Source organism: Oceanobacillus alkalisoli (genome assembly GCF_022213125.1).
In the GTDB taxonomy this organism is placed as follows: domain Bacteria; phylum Bacillota; class Bacilli; order Bacillales; family Amphibacillaceae; genus Oceanobacillus; species Oceanobacillus alkalisoli.
The window spans coordinates 91,995-115,073 of record NZ_JAKNRA010000006.1 but is presented as its reverse complement, the minus strand read 5'-3'; the positions used below and the strand labels follow the sequence as shown (position 1 = coordinate 115,073).

Sequence of the window (23,079 nt, the reverse complement as noted above, 5' to 3'; positions counted from 1 at the left end):
TCTCTACAATTAACTTTAAATAAAAGGAGAAGATCAATTATGAGTGAAACAAAAGATAGACTCTTTAAAGGTGGGGCCTTCCTTATTGAAGAATTAACGGGTGAGGATATAATCACTCCTGAGGATTTGACGGATGAGCATAAGATGATTGCAAAAACAACAGAGGAATTTGTTAATAGTGAAGTAGTCCCGCTTATCGACAAGTTAGAAAACCATGAATTCGATCATTCCGTGGATTTACTAAAAAAAGCAGGAGATCTTGGTCTACTTGGTGCAGATGTTCCGGAAGCTTATGGCGGACTTGGCCTGGATAAGATTAGTTCCTCGTTAATTACGGAAAGAATGGCACCTGCTGGTGGATTTTCCATTACCCATGGGGCTCATGTTGGTATCGGCTCGCTGCCAATTGTGTTTTTCGGGAATAAAGAACAGAAGGAGAAGTATTTGCCAAAGCTTGCGACGGGAGAGCTAATTGCTGCCTATGCATTGACAGAGCCGGGTTCCGGTTCAGACGCTCTTGGGGCAAAAGCGACTGCCAAACTGAACGAAGCAGGGACCCACTATATTTTGAACGGGGAAAAGCAATGGATCACGAACTCCGCATTCGCAGACGTATTTATCGTCTATGCAAAAATTGATGGCGAACATTTCTCTGCATTCATTGTTGAACGCGGTTATCCAGGTGTATCTACCGGTGTAGAAGAGAAGAAGATGGGAATCAAAAGCTCATCGACCCGGACGCTGATTTTAGAAGATGCGGAAGTACCGGCAGAAAATGTTCTAGGTGAAAAAGGCAGAGGGCATATTATTGCCTTTAACATTTTAAACGTTGGTCGTTATAAGCTGGCTATTGGTGGCGTCGGTGGTTCGAAACGGGCTTTTGAACTGGCAGCGAAATATGTAAATGAACGGAAACAATTCAATGTACCAATCTCTAGCTTCTCGCTTACGCAGTCGAAGTTAGCTACAATGGCAAGTGAAATTTATGCAAATGAAAGTGCAGTTTATCGTACGGTTGGATTGTTTGAGCAAAGGATGGGCTCCCTATCCGAAGAGGAATTGGAGGATGGTCGTGAAATCGCTCGGGCTATTGCTGAATATCAGATTGAGTGCTCGATTACGAAATATATGGCGACAGAATTACTCGACCGGACAGCTGACGAAGCAGTTCAACTGCATGGCGGATATGGGTTCATGCAGGAATATGAGGTGGAAAGAATTTATCGTGACTCCCGAATCAACCGGATTTTCGAAGGTACGAATGAAATCAACCGACTTCTTGTTCCAGGGACACTCCTGAAGAAGGCGATGAAAGGGGAACTGCCATTATTACAGAAAGCCCAAGGACTACAGGAAGAACTTATGATGATGATGCCTGAAGAAGTTGGTACAGAACCACTCGATCAGGAAAAGCATTTAGTACGTCATGCTAAGAAAATTGTATTATTAGGTGCCGGTTTGGCAGCACAGAAATATATGCAGAAGCTTGAGCATGAGCAAGAAATTCTTGTTGCTCTTGCTGATATGGCAGGTGAAGTATTCAATATGGAGTCCGCTGTTCTCCGTACAGAAAAAGCGCTTCAACAGACAGGAGCAGAGAAAAATGAATTAAAACTCCTTTATACACAAGTATATGTTCAAGAGGCATTCAACCGGATCGAGGCAGCAGCAAAAGAAATTCTCATTGCAGTTGAGGAAGGTGATAATTTACGAATGATGCTTTCCTCCTTACGTAAATTGACTCGTCACGAACCAACAAACACGATTACGAAAAAACGGGCAATTGCCAAATCGCTTATCGAAAGTGAAAAGTATATCGTATAATTTCAGTTTTTCCGGGGCGAGTCGCTTGCCTCGGATTATTTTTTTACCAGCCCTCGGGTAACATAGCAAATAAATGTGTCAATAATCCTTCTATGTTAAAATAGTGGTAATTACATAAAGGAGCTGGTTTTTAACATGAGTATAACGATTTACTGGTATCCAAAATGCGGCACCTGCCGAAATGCGAAGAAATGGCTGGAAGCGAACAATATAGACTTTGAAGCGGTTCATATTGTAGAGGATACACCATCTAAAGAAGAAATTTTAAAATTAATTGAGAAAAGCGGTCTCGAACCGAAGAAGTTCTTTAATACGAGTGGTAAAAAATATCGTGAGCTGAATATGAAAGAGAAACTCAAGGATGCCACAGTTGAAGAGATGGCAGAATACCTCGCATCAGACGGGATGCTAATTAAACGGCCAATTGCGACAAACGGAGATAAAGTCACGGTCGGTTTCAAAGAAGATGAATACGAAGCAACTTGGGGATAGTACAGAAGTCAGATGAAAATGTGTTGTACAGTAGATTTTCTATTCTATCCATTGTATAGTTAGAGTGAGATGAGACGGAAAGGATGATAACCGATGAATTTACCAGAGGACTTACGTTATACGAAAGAGCACGAATGGATAAAAAAAGAAGACGGCAATAAAGTACGCATTGGAATTACGGATTTCGCTCAAGATGAACTCGGAGATATCGTGTTTGTCGAACTTCCGGAAGCGGGTGACACAGTCGAAGCCGACGATTCATTCGGAAGTGTAGAATCGGTCAAAACAGTTTCCGAATTATATGCACCAGTTAATGGGACAATCGTTGAGATTAATGAAGAATTGGAAGACAGTCCAGAACTTGTCAATGAATCTCCATATGAAGAAGCATGGATGCTCGTCGTTGAGTTAGATGATGAAGGTGAGTGGGAGAACCTGCTGACAGCTGAAGAATACAAAGCAATTATAGAAGAAGATTAATCCATCTTGACAAAAAAGGGAGGGGACTAACTATGCAATAAAACAGTATAGTCAGCCTCCCTTCTTTCATATACTATTTTAAGGGATGTTCAAAAAGTCCGGTGAAAATGACACTTCGTGAATGAGAGGTTCTACTAAGACCGTCCACGTCCTGTGGACAACGTAGAACTCACCACTTCCTGTGGAAGCTCGTTGGCTCGCTTTTCCGCTCCTCATGTACCTACTAACGAACATTCCGGTGCCGGGAGCTTCGCCGCCTCGAATTTCGACGCACAGGATGTGCTAGTGTCGGCGTTGCAACAGGACGTTGCTTATTTAGCCGACCTCGGTCCTTTTTATCCTCCTTTTTGAACACTCACTTAAAGCAGATGATTTGATCGGATAAGGAGTGGCAAGGAATGATAGCACACGAAACCGAAAAGGTTATTATTGTGGAGGGGTTGACAGATAAACGTAAAATAGAAGAAATTCTTAGCGAAGAGGTCACGATTATTTGTACAAACGGCTCTTTAAGTATCCATTGGTTTGATGAGCTATTGGAAACATATAACTTAGACGAGAATGATGTCTATATCTTTGTCGATGAAGACAAATCAGGTTTGAAATTAAGAAAACAATTGGCAAGGGAACTCCCCCATGCAGACCATATTTATATAAGCAGGGATTATCGTGAAGTTGCAACAACCCCATATAAAATCCTTGCATCCTTACTCGTAGCAAAACATTTCGCAGTAAGACCAACATTTTTATAGTAGTTAGGTGAGTTTATGGAAAAGATAGTATCAAAGCAATTGGAGGAAGATTCTTACTTATTATATATTCATACCCCGCTATGTGGTACATGTCATATTGCACGGTCTATTTTAGAAAAAATTGAGTCTGTTCACGGCGAAGAAATATTTTATGAAATGAATGCCAATTTTGAAGAAGACTTCTTACACAAACATAAAATAGAAAGTGTACCATGTTTATTGATTAAAGAGAATGGTGTAATAAAAGAAAAAATCTATACGTTCTATTCGACGGGTAATATTTATCGTTATCTGTTCGAGTATAAGCCGGGGCTATTCACAGGGTAAGACCGTTAGCAAACGATTAAAGAATTAAACATTTTGAAAACAGGAGGAAAGGGGAGCATAAGCGTAGATGTTTATGCTTCCTTTTTTCATATTACTGTATTGTTAATTTATCATTAAATACTCCCGTCTATACGTTTATATCGCGATTGAGAAGGGTAGCATCATTGTGTTAACCTTTTAATGTAGAAAACAAAGGAGTGGTTTATTATTAATTCGGTTAATAGTAAGTATTACACGCAAGAAATGGAAAAGGCAATGAACAAATATCATAAAATGAGTGTTGCCGAATATGAATCCAATTTAGCAAACCGAATGAAAGTAGAGCGAAAACGCGAACAGGAATATCAAAAATCAAAACAAATGATCGCTGAAATTGACAATCAGATAGGATGATAAAAAGAACAGAACATGGTTGTAAGGAGTCCATGTTCTGTTCTTTTTATTCCTTATTTTCAGTATCATCTATTGTTCCGCGGACTGTAAACCCATCCGTGCTGGACCATTCTGCGTAATAGATTTTACTGATATCCGTGTATCCTGATTTTGCAAGTTCTGTTTGTAACCAGGTTGCGTCTTTTCCAATTTTTTTCAGCGCTTTTTTCTCCATCTTGCCTTCATCAATCACGAGATAACTTAGTGCTGTTTCTTTTGGATGGACGGAAAGCATTTCTGCTGTGACTGGTGCAGTTAATTCATGCTTTAGCACACTCAGTTGTCCACTAGGTTCAAGAACTGCATATTTTACTTCATTTATGGAGAAAATTCCCTGTTGCCTCAGCATCGTACGCAGCTGTTCTGATTCAAGCTTATTCTTTTTCAGCGCATTTAGATCGAGTTCTCCGTTATGAACAATAACAGTGGGCTCTCCTTTTACTGCTGGTCTTATTTTATCGAATTTCTGGACAATTTTTTCAATCGTGAAGATAAGTATTGCCCATAACGCAATAGCGAACAATACTTGCCAAATCGTGACTTTATCGTCATATACGGATTCTTCGAGTAAACCCCCCAGTACAAGAATATAAACAAAATCAAATGGAGTAATTTGAGAGAGTTCCTTCTTTCCTAATAAACGAACTACAATCAGTAATGCTAGCAAACCACAGATTATTTTTATTGTCATTGATGTTGCCATACCGGATATTCACCTCTATTTTATTCTAGTAATTCTGTAATACCCTTTATTTAACTAAATAATCAGGCTGGTAGAATTCACTGCACTTTCGTTTTTTACCTGTGTGAGACGGGTATGAGATACATATAAAGATTGAAGGAGGTTTCGCCATGACAGCTGAAGTGGCAGTATTGAACAAGCAAGGAATTGCCATGGCTGCTGACAGTGCAATAACAAGTGGTAGAGAAGGAGTACAGAAAGTATATAATTCAGCCAATAAATTATTTTCATTATCGAAGGAACATCCGATTGGGATCATGGTATACGGGGCTGCGTCTTTTATGGAGGTGCCTTGGGAAGTTATCATCAAGTCTTACCGTGAAAATCTCGGCACGAAGACTTTCCCGCAAATAAAGGATTATCTGGATGATTTCTTGCGATTTTTGAATAAAGATGAGCGGTTTAGAGATAAAGGTGTAGAAGAAATTATTGTATATCGTATTTTTTCCGATAATTTGAAGCGCTTAGTAAAAGAAGTGGAAGAGCGAATGGCGAGGAAGGAGCATATGGAGGAAGGTGTCTCTTCTAAGCGGGTCACTCATTGGCTTGGAGAAGCTGCAGATCAGCAGATTCAGTCCTATCAGAAGGAAGAGCATGAGTTCATAGAGATGGATGAAAATATATTTAAAGAGCGGTTTGGTTCTGTGGTAATTGAAATAATAGATGAATTAATTAAATATGAAATACCGGAAGAGCTAACAGAGAAGTTTTACAAGCTGGCTTTTGAAGCGGTACAGAAAGATTATTTCAGTGTAGGGAGTACAGGATTTGTGATTGGCGGTTACGGAGATAAAGAAATTTTCCCGCGGTTGTTGAATTACAGACTGGAAGGGTTTGTTTTTGGCCAGCTGAAATTCAAAAAATTGAAAGATAAAAAAATCAGCTATACGACAGATAAAGATGATGGCACGGCTACAATTACGGCATTTGCTCAAAGAGATATGGTCGACTCCTTCATCAGCGGCATCGAACCGAATATGGAGGATCTCGTGTTTAATATCATTTCAGGTGTACTAAGGAACTATCCTGCAGAAATACAAAAGCATTTAGCCATCGAATTTACAAAAGAACAAGTTAGGGACTTGGAAGTAATGGGTAGAGAAATTTATGAGTCTATAGAAAGTGCTATAACTGAATACCAGGAAAGAAATTATATCGAACCTCTGCTTGGTGTCGTCCGTTCGTTGCCAAAGGAAGAGTTGGCAGATATGGCGGAAGCCCTCGTCTCTTTGACGACATTCAAGCGCCGTGTAACGAGAGCGACCGAATCAGCGGGACCACCGATTGACGTTGCGATTATTACAAAGGGAGACGGTTTCATTTGGATGAAGCGCAAGCATTACGTTAATCAGGAAATAAATGCTCGATTATAACGTTGGAAAGGGGAGAGTGACATGCTGCCTAAGGATAATAAATCAAAAAAGAATGGTTATTTTCAGCTGCCACCGGAAGACCGGATGGAATTCGAGTTGGAGGATAGAGAGAAAAAAGAAAAAGAGATTGCCGTTGAAAAGGTCTACGATAAATTGAATAAGAATAAGTAGAAGTTTTAAGATGGCATTTACTAATTGTTACTAATATTACAGTTGAAACACAACTCTATTAAATGTCGCTCTAAATGTTTAGATTTAATAAAACGTGGAATCTAGAGTAATGTACGAGCAAGAATTACTATCATGAAAGGAGTTTTTACAAATGGTTAAAAACAACAATAATGGTAAGATGTCTCGTGAGCAAGCAGGGAAAAAAGGTGGTAAAGTGACTTCAAGAAACCACGATCAAGAATTCTATGAAGAAATTGGTCAAAAGGGTGGAGAAGCTACTTCGCGTAACCATGATCAGGAATTCTATGAAGAGATTGGTCAAAAAGGCGGAGAAGCCACAAAGCGAAGCCACGACCGGGAATTCTATGAAGAAATCGGTCAAAAAGGTGGAGAAGCCACTTCACGAAGCCACGATCAGGAATTTTATGAGGAAATCGGCCAAAAGGGTGGCGAGGCCACTGCACGTAACCATGACCAAGATTTCTATGAAGAGATCGGTGAAAAAGGCGGAAAAGCAAGAGCCCGCCAGCGGAGGAACAATAACAACAAATAAAATTAGCATACACTTCACATTCGTCAAAAAGCACAGCAGTCCCAGCCGGGATTGCTGTGCTTTTATATGTCTCTAACGACAATATAAATTTTACTAGGCACTCAACTTGCAATGCCTAAAAAACAAAAACAGACATACCTTAAAGAAAATAACCCCAATCCAAACCCTTTATACACTAGCCACAAATTACTTACATTCAGCGTAAGTGCAACTTTCTTCTAGACTGCTCAGAGGAAAAGCCATATTTGGATCACTGATTAATATTCTGGAAAGGTATAGTCCTTATCGTACGGGATAATTTCTATTCGAGATAATCATCTATATCAGTTCAGTTGCCCGGCGGACGGTGACTCCTACGGGAAAAGCACGTGTAAAGACCTGAGCAGGAAGTGCCCTTCTTCCGAGGCAGACTAAGAACGCCACGTCCTGTGGCAACGTCTGCATTAGCACGTCCTTTGCGTCGAGGCTGAGGCCGTGCCCAAGGATGCGCATCCGTCCGCCGGGCAACTGAACGGTGATTAAAGAGCGGATCATGAGAACGCTCAAAACACTTACGCTGAATGAAAGTGTTTCGTTGTTCATTTATTTAAATGGTGATGTCTAGCCATAGAATTCAGTGCCAACGAGCACTTGATAGAAGTGAACAGCTTTGCGTTTCCTTGGTGTAAAAGGTAAGTTAGTTAAATGAGAATGAAATATAGTGTATACTAGATATATAATATAGAAGAAACGGGATGACAAGTTATCATGCTGTTTTTCTTATGTATCGACAACAATGATGGGAGGGGTTATTTTCGCTGAGGAAATAAGAAGGACAATAAGGGTGAAGGCTTCTGTCAGTTGGATTTAGGCGCTTATGCACAATCTTATTGCAAATAGACCGAATGGGTTGATAATTAATTTGAAATGCTTTAAGATTGGAATGAGAATAGATTGAGAATGAATATCAAGTTCATCTCGGAAAACTAGAATAAGCATTTGGAGGTATTGATTATGTCAGGATCAGTTTTAGAAATCAAAAATCTTCATGTTTCCATTGAGGATAAACAAATATTAAAAGGTGTAGACCTTACCATCAAAGGTGGAGAATTCCATGCAATCATGGGACCGAATGGTACTGGTAAATCTACATTAGCATCGGCAATTATGGGACATCCCCTTTATGAAATAACAGAAGGCAGCATTACGTTAGACGGTGAAGACGTATTAGAAATGGAAGTAGATGAGCGTGCAAAAGCAGGTCTTTTCCTAGCAATGCAATATCCAAGTGAAATTAGCGGTGTAACAACATCTGACTTCCTGCGCAGTGCAATTAACGCAAAACGTGAAGAAGGCGATGAAATTCCATTAATGGAGTTCATTAAAGAGCTTGATGAAACACTTGATTTCTTAGAAATTGATAAGAGCATGGCTACGCGTTACTTGAACGAAGGATTCTCCGGTGGAGAGAAGAAGCGTAACGAAATCCTTCAGTTAATGTTACTGAAACCTGCAATCGGTATTTTGGACGAAATTGACTCAGGACTTGACATCGACGCGTTAAAAGTAGTTTCTAAAGGTATTAACAAACTGCGTGACGAGAACTTTGGAACATTAATCATTACTCACTACCAACGTTTATTAAACTACATCACACCGGATTATGTGCATGTCATGATGCAAGGCCGTGTCGTGAAATCTGGTGGTCCAGAGTTAGCTAAGCGTCTAGAAGCGGAAGGCTACGAGTGGATTAAAGAAGAGTTAGGAATCGAAGACGAAACAATCGAACAAAATGCATAAACGTTAGGAGGAGTATCATGACTGTGGAAACAAAACTGTCATTTGATAAGGCTTATGTTGAACAGTTTTCAAAAGATAGGAATGAGCCAGAGTGGATGCAAAAATTCCGCTTGGATGCAATAGAACAGGCTGAAAGCTTGGAAATGCCAAAGCCTGATAAAACAAAAATTAGAAACTGGAACTTTACAGCGTTCAATCATGATTTCAAAACTGGTGAAGCAGTATCTTCCATCAAAGATCTTCCGGAAGAATTGCGTGATTTCTTTGACGAAGATAAGGCACCAGAGAACTTGATTATTCAGCGTAACCATTCTGTTGCTTACGCTGCATTACGTGATGATTTAAAAGAAAAAGGGGTCGTCTTTACTGACATCCATACAGCAATCCATGAACATGCGGATCTTGTCCAGAAGTATTTTATGACAGAAGACGGTGTTTCTGTTAGCGAACATAAGCTGACTGCACTTCATGCTGCACTTGTTAATGGTGGTGTTTTCCTTTATGTACCTGAAAACTTGGAAATTGAAACACCAATCCAGTCCATTTTCTGGCAAGAAGATCCGGAAATTACACTTGTGAACCATGTGCTCGTTGTCGTGGATAAAAACAGTTCTATCACATATGTGGAAAACTATATTTCCCATAACGAAGAACATGAAACGGTAGCGAATATTATAACAGAGGTATATGCACTTGACGGAGCTAAAGTTGCATACGGAGCAGTTGATAACTTTGCTGCAGCTACAACAACGTATGTTAACCGTCGAGGTATCGCAAGCCGTGATGCGACGATTGATTGGGCATTAGGGCAAATGAACGATGGAAATACAGTTTCAGAAAACGTAACTCGCTTAGTCGGTGATAACTCCACTTCTCAAGCGAAAGCTGTTTCCGTAGGGCGTGGAAAACAAACGCAAAACTTTACATCTGTTATGCATCATGACGGAAAAGCTTCCGATGGTTTCATTTTACAACGAGGTGTAATGACAGAAGGTTCAGCGGCAATCTTTAATGCGATTGGTAAAATTGAACATGGCGGAACGAAAGCAAACTCTGAACAAGAATCCCGTGTACTTATGCTGAGTGAAAAAGCTCGAGGCGACGCTAACCCTATTCTGCTTATCGATGAGGATGACGTTACAGCAGGGCATGCTGCTTCAGTAGGTCGTGTTGATCCACTGCAAGTATACTACTTGAAGAGTCGTGGGCTTTCAGAAGAGGAAGCGCAACGTCTATTGATTCATGGATTCCTTGATCCAGTTGTTTCACAGTTGCCAATTGAGTCTGTAAAACAACAATTAAGACAAGTGATCGAAAGGAAAATTAACTAATGGACGTAAGAGCCATTAAAGACCAGTTTCCGATTCTGAATCAAGAGGTGAATGGGCACCCACTTGTGTACTTGGATTCCTCAGCTACTTCACAGAAGCCTGTTTCTGTGATAGAAGCTGTGGACAAGTACTACCGGGAGACGAACTCGAATGTTCACCGTGGCGTGCATACGTTAGGAACGCGTGCGACCGACCTATATGAAGGTGCACGTGAGAAGGTTAGAGCTTTCATTCATGCTAAAAGTACTGCCGAAATCATTTTTACCCGTGGAACAACTACAGCTATTAATACAGTGGCTTGGAGTTATGCACGTGCCAATTTAAAGGAAGGCGATGAGATTGTTATCACGCAGATGGAGCATCATAGCAACATCATTCCTTGGCAGCAGGCGGCTAAAGCTACTGGTGCAACATTAAAATATATTCCGTTACAAGAAGACGGCACTGTGTCACTGGAAGCTGTTCGAACAACAGTTACCCCAAACACTAAAATTGTCGCTATCACTCATGTTTCAAATGTTCTCGGAACAATTAACCCGATTAAAGAGATTACAAAAATTGCCCATGAAAATGATGCAGTTATTGTTGTCGACGGAGCGCAAGGTGCCCCGCATATGGAAGTGGATGTACAAGATCTCGATGTGGATTTCTATGCATTTTCCGGGCATAAAATGTGCGCACCAACGGGAATTGGTGTATTATATGGGAAACGCGAACTTCTGGAGAACATGGAACCAGTAGAATTCGGCGGGGAAATGATTGATTTCGTTAACCTATATGATTCTACCTGGAAAGAGCTTCCATGGAAATTCGAAGCTGGTACTCCGATCATTGCTGGTGCGATTGGTCTTGGAGCAGCGATTGACTTTCTAAACGAAGTCGGCTTAGATAATATTTTAGAACACGAGAAGAAATTGGCGGCATATGCGATTGCCAAGCTGCGTGAAGTGGATGGGATTGCCATTTATGGTCCAAAAGAGCGTGCTGCCCTTGTAACCTTTAATTTAGGAGAGGTCCATCCGCACGATACGGCAACGGTGCTTGATGCGGAAGGAATTGCAGTTCGTGCAGGTCACCACTGCGCACAGCCGCTGATGAAATGGTTGGACGTTACGGCAACAGCAAGAGCTAGCTTCTATTTGTACAACACAGAAGAAGATGTTGACCGACTCGTCTTAGGACTGTTAAAAGCGAAGGAGTATTTTGGTGATGTCTTATAATTTAGATACGCTTTACAGACAAGTAATCATGGATCACTATAAAAATCCGAAGAACCGAGGATTAATTGAAGGTGATTCTCTTACCGTTGATATGAACAACCCTACTTGTGGCGACCGGATTCAGTTGCAGTTGAAACTGGAAGATGGCATTGTAAAAGATGCCCGTTTTGAAGGAGAAGGCTGCTCTATCAGTATGTCATCTGCTTCGATGATGACCCAGGCAATCAAAGGGAAAAAGGTTGACGATGCACTTGCAATGTCTCATCTTTTCTCCGATATGATGCTTGGTAAAGAAATTGATACAGCTAGCTTTGATTTAGGAGATATTCAAGCTCTTCAAGGCGTATCCAAATTCCCAGCCCGGATTAAATGTGCAACGATGGCCTGGAAAGCACTCGAAAAAGGTGTCCACGAACAAGATTAAGGTGAGTTTTGAAATATCTGAAGGAGGCTACAACTATGGCTAGGAATATGCCTGAAATAGGAGATTATAGATATGGTTTCCGTGACAAAGACGTATCGGTTTTCCGAACTGAAAGAGGATTAACCCGAAAAGTCGTTGAGGAAATCTCCAAAATGAAAGAAGAACCGCAATGGATGTTAGATTACCGCTTGAAAGCGTTGGAGCATTTCTATGCGCGTCCAATGCCGCAATGGGGCGGTGACTTATCAGGACTTGATTTTGATGAGATCATCTATTATGTAAAACCATCCGAAAAACAAGGTAGAACGTGGGATGAGGTTCCAGCAGAAATTAAACAGACATTCGACAGACTTGGAATTCCTGAAGCAGAACAGAAGTACCTTGCTGGTGTATCTGCTCAGTATGAGTCTGAGGTAGTTTACCAGAGTCTGAAAGAGGATCTTCAAGAATTAGGAATCATTTTCACAGATACAGATACGGCTTTACAGGAGCATGAAGAATTATTCAAAGAGTATTTTGGTACAGTAGTACCATACTCTGATAACAAGTTCTCCGCTCTGAACTCTGCAGTATGGTCAGGCGGTTCCTTCATTTATGTTCCAAAAGGAGTAAAAAGCTCAACCCCATTACAAGCATATTTCCGTATCAACACGGAAAACATGGGGCAGTTCGAGCGTACACTGATCATTGTAGATGAAGATGCATCTGTTCACTATGTTGAAGGCTGTACAGCACCAACTTATACATCTGCATCCTTACACAGTGCAGTAGTTGAGATTATTGTTAAGAAAGACGCTTATTGCCGTTACACTACAATCCAGAACTGGTCCAGCAATGTCTACAACCTTGTAACGAAACGTGCAACCGTAGATGCAAACGGAACAATGGAATGGATTGATGGTAACTTAGGTTCGAAATTGACGATGAAATATCCTTCTATTCTTTTGAAAGGTGAAGGAGCAAGAGGTAATACATTATCGATTGCGCTTGCTGGTAAAGGACAATTACAGCATGCTGGTGCGAAAATGCATCACTTAGCACCGAATACATCTTCAACGATTGTATCTAAATCCATCTCTCGTAACGGTGGTAAAGTTTCTTATCTTGGACTTGTTCACTTTGGACGTAAAGCGGACGGGGCACGTGCGAACATTGAGTGTGATACATTGATTATGGATAATGAGTCTACTTCAGACACAATTCCATACAATGAGATTCTAAATGATAATATCTCACTTGAGCACGAAGCGAAAGTATCCAAAGTTTCCGAAGAACAGTTATTCTATCTTATGAGTCGTGGCTTAGATGAATTCGAAGCAACAGAAATGATTGTTATGGGCTTCATCGAGCCATTTACAAAAGAACTTCCAATGGAATATGCTGTTGAAATGAACAGACTGATCAAATTCGAAATGGAAGGCTCTATAGGTTAATTATTAATAAAAGTTACCCGTCACGGACATGTGGCGGGTTTTTTATCATGCTTTAATGGGGCCTGTAATACCCCTAGTCTAAATTAGGAGGGAAGTCCAACATATGAAGGTTGGGATATACAGTCCGTAAATCCCCGATTCCGTTCAGCCAACATTCAGTGATGGAGATAAGGCTTCCCTACTGAATGGAGTTTCACTTTATGTGCCCGCTAAGATTGTGGAGTTTTTCACGTAAATAGTGTATTTTAGAATGGTGGAGACAATTCAAAGAAATACACTATTAGAATGAGGTAAGAGTAATGAAAAATATATGGGAAATTTTTAAGACCGATATAAATAACATACGGAAGAAACGTGCTGCAATCGTCGTGATTGTAGCTTTAATGATTTTACCTTCCATGTATGCGTGGTTCAACATTTTACCTTCTTGGGATCCATATGCCAACACAGAGAACGTTGCGGTAGCAGTTGTGAACTTGGACGTTGGTGCAGAAGTAGAGGGCAAGCCGATTAATGTCGGTGATGAGGTTATCACCTCCTTACAGGACAATAATCAGCTGGGCTGGCATTTCGTTGCTGAGGAGGAAGCAGCAGAAGGTCTAGAAAAGGGCGATTATTATGCTTCCATTATCATTCCGGCTAACTTTTCAGAGAAATTAACGAGTGTTCTGGATGATGAACCGGAAAAGCCGATCTTGGATTACTATATTAATGAGAAAGTGAATGCTATAGCACCGAAAGTTACAAATGCTGGGGCAACCGGCATTGTGGAAAGTGTCCATCAAGGATTTATTAAAGTTGCCAATGAAGCGATTTTTAACGCCTTCAATGATGCAGGGATTGAGCTCGAAGCGAATAAAGAAAACATTGAACGTTTAAGAGATGCCATCTATCAGTTAGAAGAAGACATGCCTGAAATTGAGCGGCTCTTAGGAGTTGCAGAAGAGGATTTAGACAAAGCGGAAGATGCGAGTGAGAAAGCGCATGAGGGAATTAAAAAAGCAGAAGAAGTTAGTGTAGAAGTTCAAGCACTTAGTGAAAGAGCTAAAGAGATTCTGAATGAAACCGATCAGTATGTAAATGAGTATGTTCCCATTGTTAAAAATGATTTAGCAACAGCCCAAACAGTAATCAATGAAGTCCCGGAGATAATTAATCAAATATCCGAAAAAGAAGATTCTTTTGATGATGTTGTTACAAAAATAGAGAATAGCACAGCAAAAATCGATCAAGCAACTGAAGTCCTACACGTATTGGAAGAAGCACTGGAAAATGCTGATGAAGAAGCAACTGACAGCGAGCGGATTGCGAATCTAATTGCTCAATTGGAAGAAGATGATGAACAGCTGGAAAGAACGAAACAAGATCTGCTGGCTACGATTGATATGATTGAAAATGCAGAAGACTATGGCGAGGATACACCTATTGATGATGAAAAATCATTAGAACAATTAAAAGCAATGGTTGAAATTATAGAAGCGAGACAAGAAGCAATACAGCATGCAATCGAGGCAAGTAAACAAGTGGAAGAGTCTATCGCTAATGGTATTTTCCTTGATGGAGCCGAGAAGGTTGCGAGCTATGAAGAAGATCTAAGGCAATTCAAAGTAGAAGTCCTGGCAAAAGTTGCTGAGGCTGAGGCGGGAAAAGCGAAGTTAGCCGATGTATTAGCCTATATTGATGAACAATCGAAACGAATCAATGCAACCATTAGCGATTTACTAATATTTATCGATAATGATTTAATGCCGACGTACACGAAAGAAATGAGTACTGCTCGTAACGCAATCGACGAAGCGGATAAAAAAATAGAGAAAGTCGTTTCTTACTTCCCGAGAGTAGAAGAAATCTTAACGAAGATCGATGCAGGAATTGATACTGGTAAAAAAGAACTTGATAAAATCCATACTGCTTTCCCGGAAGCAAAAGATAAAATACTGGATTTAGCGAAAAAAACGAGAGAATTAGAAAGTAAAGGCGATATCGCGGAACTGATTAACTTTTTACGTAATGATCCTAACGCAGAAAGCGAATTTTTCGCAGATCCAATTGTTTTAGAGGAACACGAACTATTTCCAATTCCAAATTATGGTTCAGCAATGGCGCCATTCTTTACGGCGTTAGCCCTTTGGGTCGGTGGATTAATTCTCGTTTCTTCCTTAATTGTCGATATACCGAATAAGCATAAATATAAAAGTTATGAAGCCTATTTCGGCAGATTTTTAACATTCTGGTCCATTGGTATCGTACAAGCGTTAGTAGTTACGTGCGGAAATATGTTCTTACTAAAAACATATGTATTACACAAATTACTATTTGTCATATTTGCTATTCTCATTAGTACAGCATTTATCGTTATTATTTATACGCTTGTGTCTGTCTTTGGGAATACTGGAAAAGTAATTGCGATTATTTTACTTGTTATGCAACTGGGGGCATCTGGCGGTACGTTCCCAATCCAGACGACACCGAATTTTTTCCAAAAGATCCATCAATTTATGCCATTCACACATGGATTAGGTTTGCTTAGGGAGGCAACTGGCGGAATCGTTTGGTCTGTGACACTCATGCATATTGCTTGGCTCGTTGGCTATATTGCTGTTTTCTTATTTATCGGGATAAAACTAAAAGAAATTATTAATAAACGAAGCGATAAGTTCTTAGAGGAAGCACGAGAAAGTAAAGTTATATTATAAAATCTCTACCTGTCATTATTTCTGATGACAGGTTTTTCTTATGGTTGGACAGAATAGGAATAACAAGTATATTCAATCGGAGGTGGATATGATTCACAACTTACGAACGAACACTTGGATAATGACCCAAACCTGGAATCATCTGCTTTTTATGCATATACCAGTCCCGCAAGAAGAGTTGCGTGGGCAAATTCCGAATGGATTAGAGCTGGACACGTATGATGGGGAAGCTTGGATTTCAATTATCCCTTTTAAGATCAAACATATGCGTCTTCCTTTTACTCCGCCGCTTCCCTTGCTTCATTCTTCATTGGAATTGAATGTGCGGACATATGTAAGAAGAAATGGAGAGACGGGAGTTTATTTTTTCAGCCTGGATACGAATCAGTTGCTGACCGTTCTTGGTGGACGGCTTTTATCAGCACCGTACCGATATGCAACTATTCGTATGAGCAGAAGACATGGATGGATTTATTTTGAAACGAAGAGCAAAGGGAAGCCACACATCGGTTTTACTGGAAAGTACCGGTCAGTTTCCCGGAAGTATAAGCCAGACACTGGAAGTCTTGCTTACTGGCTTGTGGAAAGATATATTTTTTGGACGGAGCGAGATGGTTCGTTATATAGAGGAACTATCAATCATGAACCATGGGAATTGTATGATGCAGAAGCCATTTTTTCCAAACAAGCGATGTTGCCAGATTTTCTAAAGCAGGTGACAGCTCACCGTCCAGTCTTTCATTATGCAAAGAAGAAAAAGGTATATGCTTATCAAGTAAAGAAAGTGGAAGAAATATAAAAAATGCCCCCTTTAGATTGCTGGAGAAAGGGGGCAGTGCTTCGTATAGAATTATACATACGTATAGCGAAATGCTTTTTTCGGCTCTATCTTCCCGTCTTTTCCTTTTACGTGAATGAGAAAAAGAATGAGTAAAGCAACGAGAAAAGTGAAGGCAGCAATTGTTGTGAACATGCCGGTTCTTGACCATTCCATTAATCGAGTGAATATTGGTGGCCCAAGAGCGACACCAACAAAACGTACAGAACCATATAACGAGGAAACGAACCCTCTCCGTTCTTTTCCGACTGCCCCGGTAATGAGACTGTTCATACAGGGTAAGGTCAGTCCTGCCCCCACACTGCTTAAAGCAAGACCAAATAGGAATGGGACAAGGCTTGTAAGCCAAATCAGCGAACTGTAAGATATCGTCATAAAAAGGAGGCCAATGATTGAAAATCGTTTCATTCGCACGAGATTGCTGCCTATCTTGCTCCCTGTTAAATAAGACGTACTCACCATTACGAGAAGGGGAATTGCCAGGATAAGTCCTTTTAACAAGCCATCAATATGATAGGTGGTCTCTAATACATCTGATAAGTAAAAAAGAATCCCAAACAGCGTAAACAAGCAAGTTCCACCTGCAAGGTAGGCAGTAAGGAGCCATCTGCCTTCCAATTTAAACACACTGAGAAGTCCCCGAGCATATTTGCGAAACGGGGGAGGTGCCTGCCGATTTTTCTTTTCTTTTACAAAAATCCAAACTAAAACTGCTGCGATCAAGCTTAGAACTGGGAAAACGAAGAATACAGCGTGCCAGACGATTAAAGCGAGCAGTGAACCAAAAATGGGAGATAACACTTTACCTAGCCCGTTGGACGCTTCAAAAATTCCAAGAACCCGACTACGCTCTCCTCCACTAAATAAATCACCGATCAAAGCCATTGCTATCGGTGCACAGCCAGCTGCCCCGATGCCCTGTATGCCCCGGCCGACGAGAATCCAAGCATAGGAATCAAACAGGGCAGCCCCAATGCCAGCAAGTAAAGCGCCACAGGCAAAAAGGATAAGGGATGGTAACATAATGATTTTCCGAGAATAACGGTCAGACAGATAACCGACAATCGGAATCATTATTGCTGCGGCAATTGAAAATACAGTAATTATTAAGCTTACTTGGAGTTGCGATAAGCCGAGTGAAGACTTCATTTCCGGTAAAACGGGGATTAGCATGGAATTTCCAAGTGTCATCATGAGCGGAACAGACCCGACGGCTAGTATTGTCATTCCTTTATTCGTTTTTCTCAACGTTTGTGCACTCCTTGCGCGTACTCTATTTGATATTAATTGGTGGAAGGACGAGCCATCCTTTTTCCTTTGCAATATCCAGTATTTTTTGTTCGTATTCCTCTTGTTGACCATGGAAATCACTGAACATAGAACGAATGTCTTCGTTTATAGCGATGCTTATCAGATAACTGCTATTAGACCTTAAAGACATCAGTTCCTTATGAATAAATGTGAAAATTTCCGGATCATTAAATCTTGCTCCAGCAGGAATATCTTCCACCTCTACATTCGGCCTGTCCGGTGGTGCGGGTGGCAAGCGGATACCAGCCTCTTTTAATATTCCCTCAACTTGCTGTTCTTCTTGAATAAGGCAGCTTTCCACCAAGTCTTCACCATATGTTTTTAAATCATGATCTCCTGTATGGTTGATTAGCACTTGCATTGTAACGAGGAGATGCTTTGTATGATATAAATAATTCCATAAATGATACACTTCTCCTGAATGGAACGGTTCATTCGCTTTATTTCGTGCAGTCATTATAATCCTCCTTTCTATCCTGCATAGTTTCTCTCCATTCAGCGAATATTATCCAAGAAAATAAAGAAGGGACACACCCTATATAAAGGGTCATGTCCCAACTTTTGATGCATTTCAATTCGTTATAGGGTTACGATTAATTTTGCGAAATACTTGCTCAAGATCGCTGATGAGATCGTCGACATGTTCAATGCCAACTGAAAAGCGCAGGAGGCGATCGTCTACCCCGCGCTTGAGCCGGTCTTCAAGCGGCATGTCGGCATGTGTTTGTGTTGTTGGATATGTAATGAAGCTTTCCACTCCTCCTAAACTTTCCGCAAACGTAATCAACCGCAAGTTTTGCAGGAAGGGGTTGATTAAATTCGCATCATGTAACCGGAAGGAAAGCATCCCACCAATACCTGGGTATAAAACATTCCGAACAGTATCATTCCTCTCTAGATATTCTACAATTTTTTTTGCGTTTTTCTCATGACGATCCATTCGGATTCCGAGTGTCTTTAGCCCCCTAACAACTAAATAAGAGTCAGCAGGAGAAAGCACTCCACCAGCAGCATTATGGTTCGTTTCAAGTAATTCAGAAACATTTTCATCTTTCGCAACGACTAACCCTGCCAATACATCATTATGTCCACCAATATATTTCGTTGCACTATGAATGACTATATCAGCACCGAGTTCCAATGGCTGCTGCAGATATGGTGTTAAAAATGTATTATCAACAATAAATAGCAGCCCATGCTTTTCAGCGAGTTCGGCATATGTTGGAATATCAATTACCTGCATTAATGGGTTTGTGGGAGTCTCAATGAAAATAGCTTTCGTATCTTTTGTAATCAGCGCTTCAATAGCATCGGTCGGTGTGAAATCAGAATAGCTTGCTTTTATATTGTATCTTTCCTCATATTGCTTTAACAAACGGTACGTCCCACCATAAACATCTGCTGAAAATATTAAGGAATCCCCAGAGTTAAACAAGGAGAGGACTAGTTGAATTGCAGCCATACCAGAGCTGCAGGCAAAACCTGCATGACCATTTTCTAAATCAGCAATGCCATCTTCAAGAATTTGCCTTGTCGGATTTTTCGTCCTGCTATAATCAAATCCCGTTGATTCTCCGAGCCCTTGATGTTCATAAGCAGTCGATAAGTAAATTGGTGTACTTACTGCTCCTGTTCTTTCATCTGAACGATTTCCTAATTGAACTAAACGGCTTTCAATCTTTTGCTTTGTCATTTTATCACCCTATTCTTCATAATAAAAAGAGGCCTTCTCTAAGAAGAAGGCCTCGGAATCTACACAAGTACACTCTTCTCATCTTCAAGACGGCAAGAACCGTCAATTGGAATTAGCACCATGCTCATGTGTTTAAGCTGGTTGCTGAGACTTCAACGGGCCAAATCCCTCCGCCTCTCTTGATAAGAAATAATGCTATACAATTGTTATGGATTGAATACATCTTAGTACAAATCGTTGGTAAATGCAAGAAAAGTAAAAAATAATGACAGAATGCATGCAAAATAGTTTGCAACCCGGTAAATCGCTGATATAGTTATAGGAAAATAAAAAAGCTAAACAAATGGTAAGGATATTTTTTAGTATGTGAATGAATTTCATAATTACCAAAGTCGGCTTTTCCATCACCATATGTAGTTGGGAACGAACCAACTCAACTACATATGGTGATGGTGAAGCATTAAATACGTATTATGAAATTCATTAATGTGTTATGTTATTAGTTTAGTGACTGTATTTACCCTATTTGCATGATTATGGAAGGATTAGGTTAAGGAGCAAGATTTATGAAGGAAAAAATATACTTTTACTATACAAATGATCTGCATAGTAATTTCAATCAATGGCCGCGGACGGCTGGCTATTTAAAAGATATGAAGAGCAGTCGTCAAACCCGAGGAGATGCCCACTTTCTAGTTGATATCGGTGACCATATGGACCGAGTTCATCCTATATCAGAAGCTTCTATGGGGAAGGCGAATGTGGAGCTTTTGAATGAAGTCGGCTATGATGCCGTTACACTCGGGAATAACGAAGGAATAACACTTTCTCATGACGACTTATATCATTTATATGATGAAGCGGACTTTCAAGTAGTTTGTGCGAATTTGAAACATAAAGAAGAGCATCCTCCAGATTGGTTGCATGATACGCAGGTTCTTCGGACTGAATCGGGGGTGCGAATTGGACTGATTGGATTAACTGCCCCGTTTAATGCTTTTTATCAACTGCTTGGTTGGCATTTAACTTCACCATTTGAAGAATTGGAAAAACAACTGGATTCTCTAAAGCAAAAAACAGATATTATTATCCTTCTATCCCATTTAGGACTTAGTGAAGATGAGGCAATAGCGCGGAAGTTTCCGGATATCGATGTTATCATTGGTGGTCATACCCATCATTTGTTACGGACGGGTGAGTACGTGAACAACAGTCTTTTAACTGCAGCCGGAAAGCATTGCATGTACGTTGGCGAAGTGATTTTAACTTATGATCATGATAAAAGAGAGCTTACACATAAAGAGGCTTATACAACAGATGTTTCCAGTTATTCCGAAAATGAGGATACGAGTATATTGCTTGATGAACTCGCTGCAAAAGCGGGTAATGTGTTGGAGGAAGAGGTAGTCTATTTAGAAGAGGGATTTGAAACGGATTGGTTTCATGATGTGCCAATGATGCAAGACTTAACGGAAACGGTCCGCAAATGGACAGACGCTGATGCTTCCTTATTAAATGCAGGGTTATTACTGGATGGATTACCGAAAGGAATGGTAACTTATGGTGATATCCATCGGATTTGCCCGCATCCAATCAATCCGGTCGTCGTACATCTACGGGGAGATGAGTTAATTGAAGTGATCCGCGCTTCCTTGCAGAAAGATTTTATGGAGATTCAATTGAAAGGGTTCGGTTTCAGGGGGAAAGTGATTGGCAGAATGCTTTTCTCTGGCTTATCCATTTCAACAACGATAAGAGCAAACGGGAGAGAGGCGGTGACCGGGGTTATGTTTCAGGATGGCTCAGCCGTGGAGAAAGAGAAAACATATTGCATCGCTACTGCTGATACATTTACTTTCGGGCGATTGCTCCCGGAAATTGCTAAGTCTGAAATGAAACAGTATTTCTTACCTGAGTTTTTGCGGGATTTACTACTTGATACGCTTAAGAATAAGACACCGCAAGCGTGAAATTGATGCCAGTGACAGGGGAGCCTTCTTTTGCATACTTTATTATGTAACTAAAGGAGGCCTCCGGAGATGATCACGGTTAATCCAATTGAAATTGAAGGAATGCAGTTCACAGCAGTAAGTGTCGAACTGCCAAAGACGACATTACTCACGGTTTCAAACGAAGTCGGCTATATTATGTGTGCTGCGCTGGATGTGGATATTTTTAATGAGATTCCGAAGCTGCGAGAAAGAGAAGTGATTGCTGGGAGAGCAATAGGCGTGCGGACGATTGATCAATTACTTGCTGCTCCACTCGAAAAAATTACAGATGCTTCAAAAGAATACGGCTGGAGAGAAGGAATGACAGGAAGAGAAGCTCTCCTTCTCATCTCATAAGATTAGCAAGTCTAACCCCTCATATTGATGCATACGCATGATGTGAGGGGGTTTTTACATGCGAAAGAGACGTATCCCTAGAAAATTTGGCTCACCTCCAACGCAAATTATTTTGCTGCTCACGGTGATTATCTTTGCAATATCCATTCTTGTCAGCATCATGGTCATTGATAAAGGAATTAAGCCGACATTGATGGAGATTGCAACGGAAAAGACGAATGAGTTCGCCACCCGGGCGATTAATCGTGCAGTTAGTTTCACGGAGGACTATGACTTTTCTGATATAGCAAATATTACATATGATAATAATGGAAATGTTGCCGCCTATTCCCCGGATGCAGCGGCAATTGGTGAAATAAATCGAAATGCGACCAATCGGGTGGAGGAATATTTTCACCGTTTAAATCGAGGAGATCCGATATTTCATGAGGACGAGGAACCTTTCGAGTTTGAGGAAGGGGCGGCGGATCGCATTTTGGATGATCCTACCTTAGTGGAAATCCCTTTAGGGCAAGTTACCGGGAACACCGTTTTAGCTAATCTCGGGCCGAGAATACCAATTAACTTGGAAGTGATTGGAACAGTACGAACGGATATTACAAGGGAACAAACAGAATTCGGGATTAATGGGGTATGGATTTCTTTTTATTTGACAGTAGAAGCAGATGTGCAAGTTATTATCCCGTTTACTTCCGATGTGACAACGGTAACTGCTGAAATTTATATTGATGGGGGGGCGATACTCGGGGATGTACCAGATTTTTATGGAGGAAATAGCGGACCATCGATTGCTGTTCCAAGGGATGAGATAGGTCGTGACTTGCAGAACGCGGAATAATCTAGTATAGTAGTTTCAGAAC

General features: G+C 40.7%; 23 protein-coding genes and 1 riboswitch. Of the genes, 19 read left to right on the top strand and 4 right to left on the bottom strand.

Features of this window, described 5'->3' with window-relative positions:
- Positions 1–39 precede the first annotated feature (39 nt).
- The 6 genes from L3V42_RS09895 to L3V42_RS09870 all read left to right on the top strand — a co-directional run bounded on the left by L3V42_RS09895 (position 40) and on the right by L3V42_RS09870 (position 4,268).
- Positions 40–1,824, top strand: coding sequence for an acyl-CoA dehydrogenase FadE (locus L3V42_RS09895; RefSeq protein ID WP_238471895.1), 1,785 nt, complete (start codon positions 40–42; stop codon positions 1,822–1,824).
- 135 nt (positions 1,825–1,959) lie between these two features.
- Positions 1,960–2,316 (top strand): arsenate reductase family protein, encoded by a 357-nt coding sequence (locus L3V42_RS09890; RefSeq protein WP_235762354.1) that lies wholly within the window; start codon positions 1,960–1,962, stop codon positions 2,314–2,316.
- Positions 2,317–2,409: 93 nt separating this feature from the next.
- Entirely contained in the window at positions 2,410–2,796 is a 387-nt protein-coding gene (gcvH, locus tag L3V42_RS09885) for a glycine cleavage system protein GcvH (protein WP_235762355.1), read from the top strand.
- 398 nt (positions 2,797–3,194) lie between these two features.
- The gene (locus L3V42_RS09880; RefSeq protein WP_235762356.1) at positions 3,195–3,548 is read left to right on the top strand and encodes a toprim domain-containing protein; all 354 of its coding nucleotides are present in this window, start codon (positions 3,195–3,197) and stop codon (positions 3,546–3,548) included.
- A 15-nt stretch (positions 3,549–3,563) separates the two neighbouring features.
- Entirely contained in the window at positions 3,564–3,875 is a 312-nt protein-coding gene (locus L3V42_RS09875) for a thioredoxin family protein (protein WP_235762357.1), read from the top strand.
- Positions 3,876–4,130: 255 nt separating this feature from the next.
- On the top strand, positions 4,131–4,268 hold the full coding sequence (locus L3V42_RS09870; protein ID WP_235762492.1) for a YuzK family famiily protein: 138 nt from the start codon (positions 4,131–4,133) through the stop codon (positions 4,266–4,268).
- A gap of 46 nt (positions 4,269–4,314) precedes the next feature.
- Here the strand turns inward: L3V42_RS09870 and L3V42_RS09865 are convergent, their stop codons facing one another.
- Complete coding sequence (locus tag L3V42_RS09865) at positions 4,315–5,010, bottom strand: DUF421 domain-containing protein (RefSeq protein ID WP_235762358.1); 696 nt, start codon at positions 5,008–5,010, stop codon at positions 4,315–4,317.
- Positions 5,011–5,159: 149 nt separating this feature from the next.
- Here L3V42_RS09865 and L3V42_RS09860 point away from each other — a divergent pair, with 149 nt between their 5' ends.
- The 10 genes from L3V42_RS09860 (at position 5,160) to L3V42_RS09815 (ending at position 16,828) form a co-directional block, all read left to right on the top strand.
- Entirely contained in the window at positions 5,160–6,422 is a 1,263-nt protein-coding gene (locus L3V42_RS09860) for a hypothetical protein (protein ID WP_238471894.1), read from the top strand.
- A gap of 21 nt (positions 6,423–6,443) precedes the next feature.
- Positions 6,444–6,593 (top strand): hypothetical protein, encoded by a 150-nt coding sequence (locus L3V42_RS09855; RefSeq protein WP_235762360.1) that lies wholly within the window; start codon positions 6,444–6,446, stop codon positions 6,591–6,593.
- A 151-nt stretch (positions 6,594–6,744) separates the two neighbouring features.
- Complete coding sequence (locus L3V42_RS09850; RefSeq protein ID WP_235762361.1) at positions 6,745–7,146, top strand: KGG domain-containing protein; 402 nt, start codon at positions 6,745–6,747, stop codon at positions 7,144–7,146.
- Positions 7,147–8,139: 993 nt separating this feature from the next.
- Positions 8,140–8,925 (top strand): Fe-S cluster assembly ATPase SufC, encoded by a 786-nt coding sequence (sufC, locus tag L3V42_RS09845; protein WP_235762363.1) that lies wholly within the window; start codon positions 8,140–8,142, stop codon positions 8,923–8,925.
- Positions 8,926–8,942: 17 nt separating this feature from the next.
- Positions 8,943–10,256: a Fe-S cluster assembly protein SufD gene (gene sufD / locus L3V42_RS09840; RefSeq protein WP_238471893.1), complete on the top strand. Its 1,314-nt coding sequence runs from the start codon at positions 8,943–8,945 to the stop codon at positions 10,254–10,256.
- On the top strand, positions 10,256–11,476 hold the full coding sequence (locus L3V42_RS09835; protein ID WP_238471892.1) for a cysteine desulfurase: 1,221 nt from the start codon (positions 10,256–10,258) through the stop codon (positions 11,474–11,476). The genes sufD and L3V42_RS09835 overlap by 1 nt, the downstream gene beginning before the upstream one ends.
- Positions 11,466–11,900, top strand: a complete 435-nt coding sequence (sufU, locus tag L3V42_RS09830) for a Fe-S cluster assembly sulfur transfer protein SufU (protein ID WP_238471891.1) — start codon at positions 11,466–11,468, stop codon at positions 11,898–11,900. The genes L3V42_RS09835 and sufU overlap by 11 nt, the downstream gene beginning before the upstream one ends.
- A gap of 35 nt (positions 11,901–11,935) precedes the next feature.
- Entirely contained in the window at positions 11,936–13,333 is a 1,398-nt protein-coding gene (gene sufB, locus L3V42_RS09825; protein ID WP_235762367.1) for a Fe-S cluster assembly protein SufB, read from the top strand.
- A gap of 299 nt (positions 13,334–13,632) precedes the next feature.
- Positions 13,633–16,029 carry a YhgE/Pip domain-containing protein gene (locus L3V42_RS09820; protein ID WP_238471890.1) on the top strand — a complete coding sequence of 799 codons (2,397 nt, stop codon included), beginning with the start codon at positions 13,633–13,635 and terminating at the stop codon, positions 16,027–16,029.
- A gap of 88 nt (positions 16,030–16,117) precedes the next feature.
- A complete protein-coding gene (locus L3V42_RS09815; protein ID WP_238471889.1) occupies positions 16,118–16,828 on the top strand; it encodes a YqjF family protein in 711 nt (236 codons plus the stop codon).
- 51 nt (positions 16,829–16,879) lie between these two features.
- Here the strand turns inward: L3V42_RS09815 and L3V42_RS09810 are convergent, their stop codons facing one another.
- From L3V42_RS09810 to L3V42_RS09800, 3 genes are all read right to left on the bottom strand, one after another.
- A complete protein-coding gene (locus L3V42_RS09810; protein ID WP_235762487.1) occupies positions 16,880–18,094 on the bottom strand; it encodes an MFS transporter in 1,215 nt (404 codons plus the stop codon).
- Positions 18,095–18,140: 46 nt separating this feature from the next.
- Entirely contained in the window at positions 18,141–18,635 is a 495-nt protein-coding gene (locus L3V42_RS09805; protein ID WP_235762370.1) for a DUF3231 family protein, read from the bottom strand.
- A 114-nt stretch (positions 18,636–18,749) separates the two neighbouring features.
- On the bottom strand, positions 18,750–19,871 hold the full coding sequence (locus L3V42_RS09800) for a methionine biosynthesis PLP-dependent protein (RefSeq protein WP_238471888.1): 1,122 nt from the start codon (positions 19,869–19,871) through the stop codon (positions 18,750–18,752).
- A 75-nt stretch (positions 19,872–19,946) separates the two neighbouring features.
- Positions 19,947–20,060: riboswitch (SAM riboswitch) on the bottom strand.
- A gap of 377 nt (positions 20,061–20,437) precedes the next feature.
- On the opposite strand from L3V42_RS09800, the gene L3V42_RS09795 reads away from it, so the two are divergent.
- The 3 genes from L3V42_RS09795 (at position 20,438) to yunB (ending at position 23,057) form a co-directional block, all read left to right on the top strand.
- Positions 20,438–21,841, top strand: a complete 1,404-nt coding sequence (locus L3V42_RS09795; RefSeq protein ID WP_238471887.1) for a bifunctional metallophosphatase/5'-nucleotidase — start codon at positions 20,438–20,440, stop codon at positions 21,839–21,841.
- A 69-nt stretch (positions 21,842–21,910) separates the two neighbouring features.
- Positions 21,911–22,219, top strand: coding sequence for a YunC family protein (locus tag L3V42_RS09790; protein ID WP_156856698.1), 309 nt, complete (start codon positions 21,911–21,913; stop codon positions 22,217–22,219).
- A gap of 58 nt (positions 22,220–22,277) precedes the next feature.
- The gene (gene yunB / locus L3V42_RS09785; protein ID WP_238471886.1) at positions 22,278–23,057 is read left to right on the top strand and encodes a sporulation protein YunB; all 780 of its coding nucleotides are present in this window, start codon (positions 22,278–22,280) and stop codon (positions 23,055–23,057) included.
- Positions 23,058–23,079 lie beyond the last annotated feature (22 nt).

What these genes read in the sequence shown, in the direction of transcription:
- L3V42_RS09895 (WP_238471895.1), top strand. Translation starts at nt 40, where the DNA reads ATGAGTGAAACAAAAGATAGACTCTTTAAAGGTGGGGCCTTCCTTATT.
- L3V42_RS09890 (WP_235762354.1), top strand. Translation starts at nt 1,960, where the DNA reads ATGAGTATAACGATTTACTGGTATCCAAAATGCGGCACCTGCCGAAAT.
- gcvH (WP_235762355.1), top strand. Translation starts at nt 2,410, where the DNA reads ATGAATTTACCAGAGGACTTACGTTATACGAAAGAGCACGAATGGATA.
- L3V42_RS09880 (WP_235762356.1), top strand. Translation starts at nt 3,195, where the DNA reads ATGATAGCACACGAAACCGAAAAGGTTATTATTGTGGAGGGGTTGACA.
- L3V42_RS09875 (WP_235762357.1), top strand. Translation starts at nt 3,564, where the DNA reads ATGGAAAAGATAGTATCAAAGCAATTGGAGGAAGATTCTTACTTATTA.
- L3V42_RS09870 (WP_235762492.1), top strand. Translation starts at nt 4,131, where the DNA reads ATGAACAAATATCATAAAATGAGTGTTGCCGAATATGAATCCAATTTA.
- L3V42_RS09865 (WP_235762358.1), bottom strand. Translation starts at nt 5,010, where the DNA reads ATGGCAACATCAATGACAATAAAAATAATCTGTGGTTTGCTAGCATTA.
- L3V42_RS09860 (WP_238471894.1), top strand. Translation starts at nt 5,160, where the DNA reads ATGACAGCTGAAGTGGCAGTATTGAACAAGCAAGGAATTGCCATGGCT.
- L3V42_RS09855 (WP_235762360.1), top strand. Translation starts at nt 6,444, where the DNA reads ATGCTGCCTAAGGATAATAAATCAAAAAAGAATGGTTATTTTCAGCTG.
- L3V42_RS09850 (WP_235762361.1), top strand. Translation starts at nt 6,745, where the DNA reads ATGGTTAAAAACAACAATAATGGTAAGATGTCTCGTGAGCAAGCAGGG.
- sufC (WP_235762363.1), top strand. Translation starts at nt 8,140, where the DNA reads ATGTCAGGATCAGTTTTAGAAATCAAAAATCTTCATGTTTCCATTGAG.
- sufD (WP_238471893.1), top strand. Translation starts at nt 8,943, where the DNA reads ATGACTGTGGAAACAAAACTGTCATTTGATAAGGCTTATGTTGAACAG.
- L3V42_RS09835 (WP_238471892.1), top strand. Translation starts at nt 10,256, where the DNA reads ATGGACGTAAGAGCCATTAAAGACCAGTTTCCGATTCTGAATCAAGAG.
- sufU (WP_238471891.1), top strand. Translation starts at nt 11,466, where the DNA reads ATGTCTTATAATTTAGATACGCTTTACAGACAAGTAATCATGGATCAC.
- sufB (WP_235762367.1), top strand. Translation starts at nt 11,936, where the DNA reads ATGGCTAGGAATATGCCTGAAATAGGAGATTATAGATATGGTTTCCGT.
- L3V42_RS09820 (WP_238471890.1), top strand. Translation starts at nt 13,633, where the DNA reads ATGAAAAATATATGGGAAATTTTTAAGACCGATATAAATAACATACGG.
- L3V42_RS09815 (WP_238471889.1), top strand. Translation starts at nt 16,118, where the DNA reads ATGATTCACAACTTACGAACGAACACTTGGATAATGACCCAAACCTGG.
- L3V42_RS09810 (WP_235762487.1), bottom strand. Translation starts at nt 18,094, where the DNA reads ATGACAATACTAGCCGTCGGGTCTGTTCCGCTCATGATGACACTTGGA.
- L3V42_RS09805 (WP_235762370.1), bottom strand. Translation starts at nt 18,635, where the DNA reads ATGACTGCACGAAATAAAGCGAATGAACCGTTCCATTCAGGAGAAGTG.
- L3V42_RS09800 (WP_238471888.1), bottom strand. Translation starts at nt 19,871, where the DNA reads ATGACAAAGCAAAAGATTGAAAGCCGTTTAGTTCAATTAGGAAATCGT.
- L3V42_RS09795 (WP_238471887.1), top strand. Translation starts at nt 20,438, where the DNA reads ATGAAGGAAAAAATATACTTTTACTATACAAATGATCTGCATAGTAAT.
- L3V42_RS09790 (WP_156856698.1), top strand. Translation starts at nt 21,911, where the DNA reads ATGATCACGGTTAATCCAATTGAAATTGAAGGAATGCAGTTCACAGCA.
- yunB (WP_238471886.1), top strand. Translation starts at nt 22,278, where the DNA reads ATGCGAAAGAGACGTATCCCTAGAAAATTTGGCTCACCTCCAACGCAA.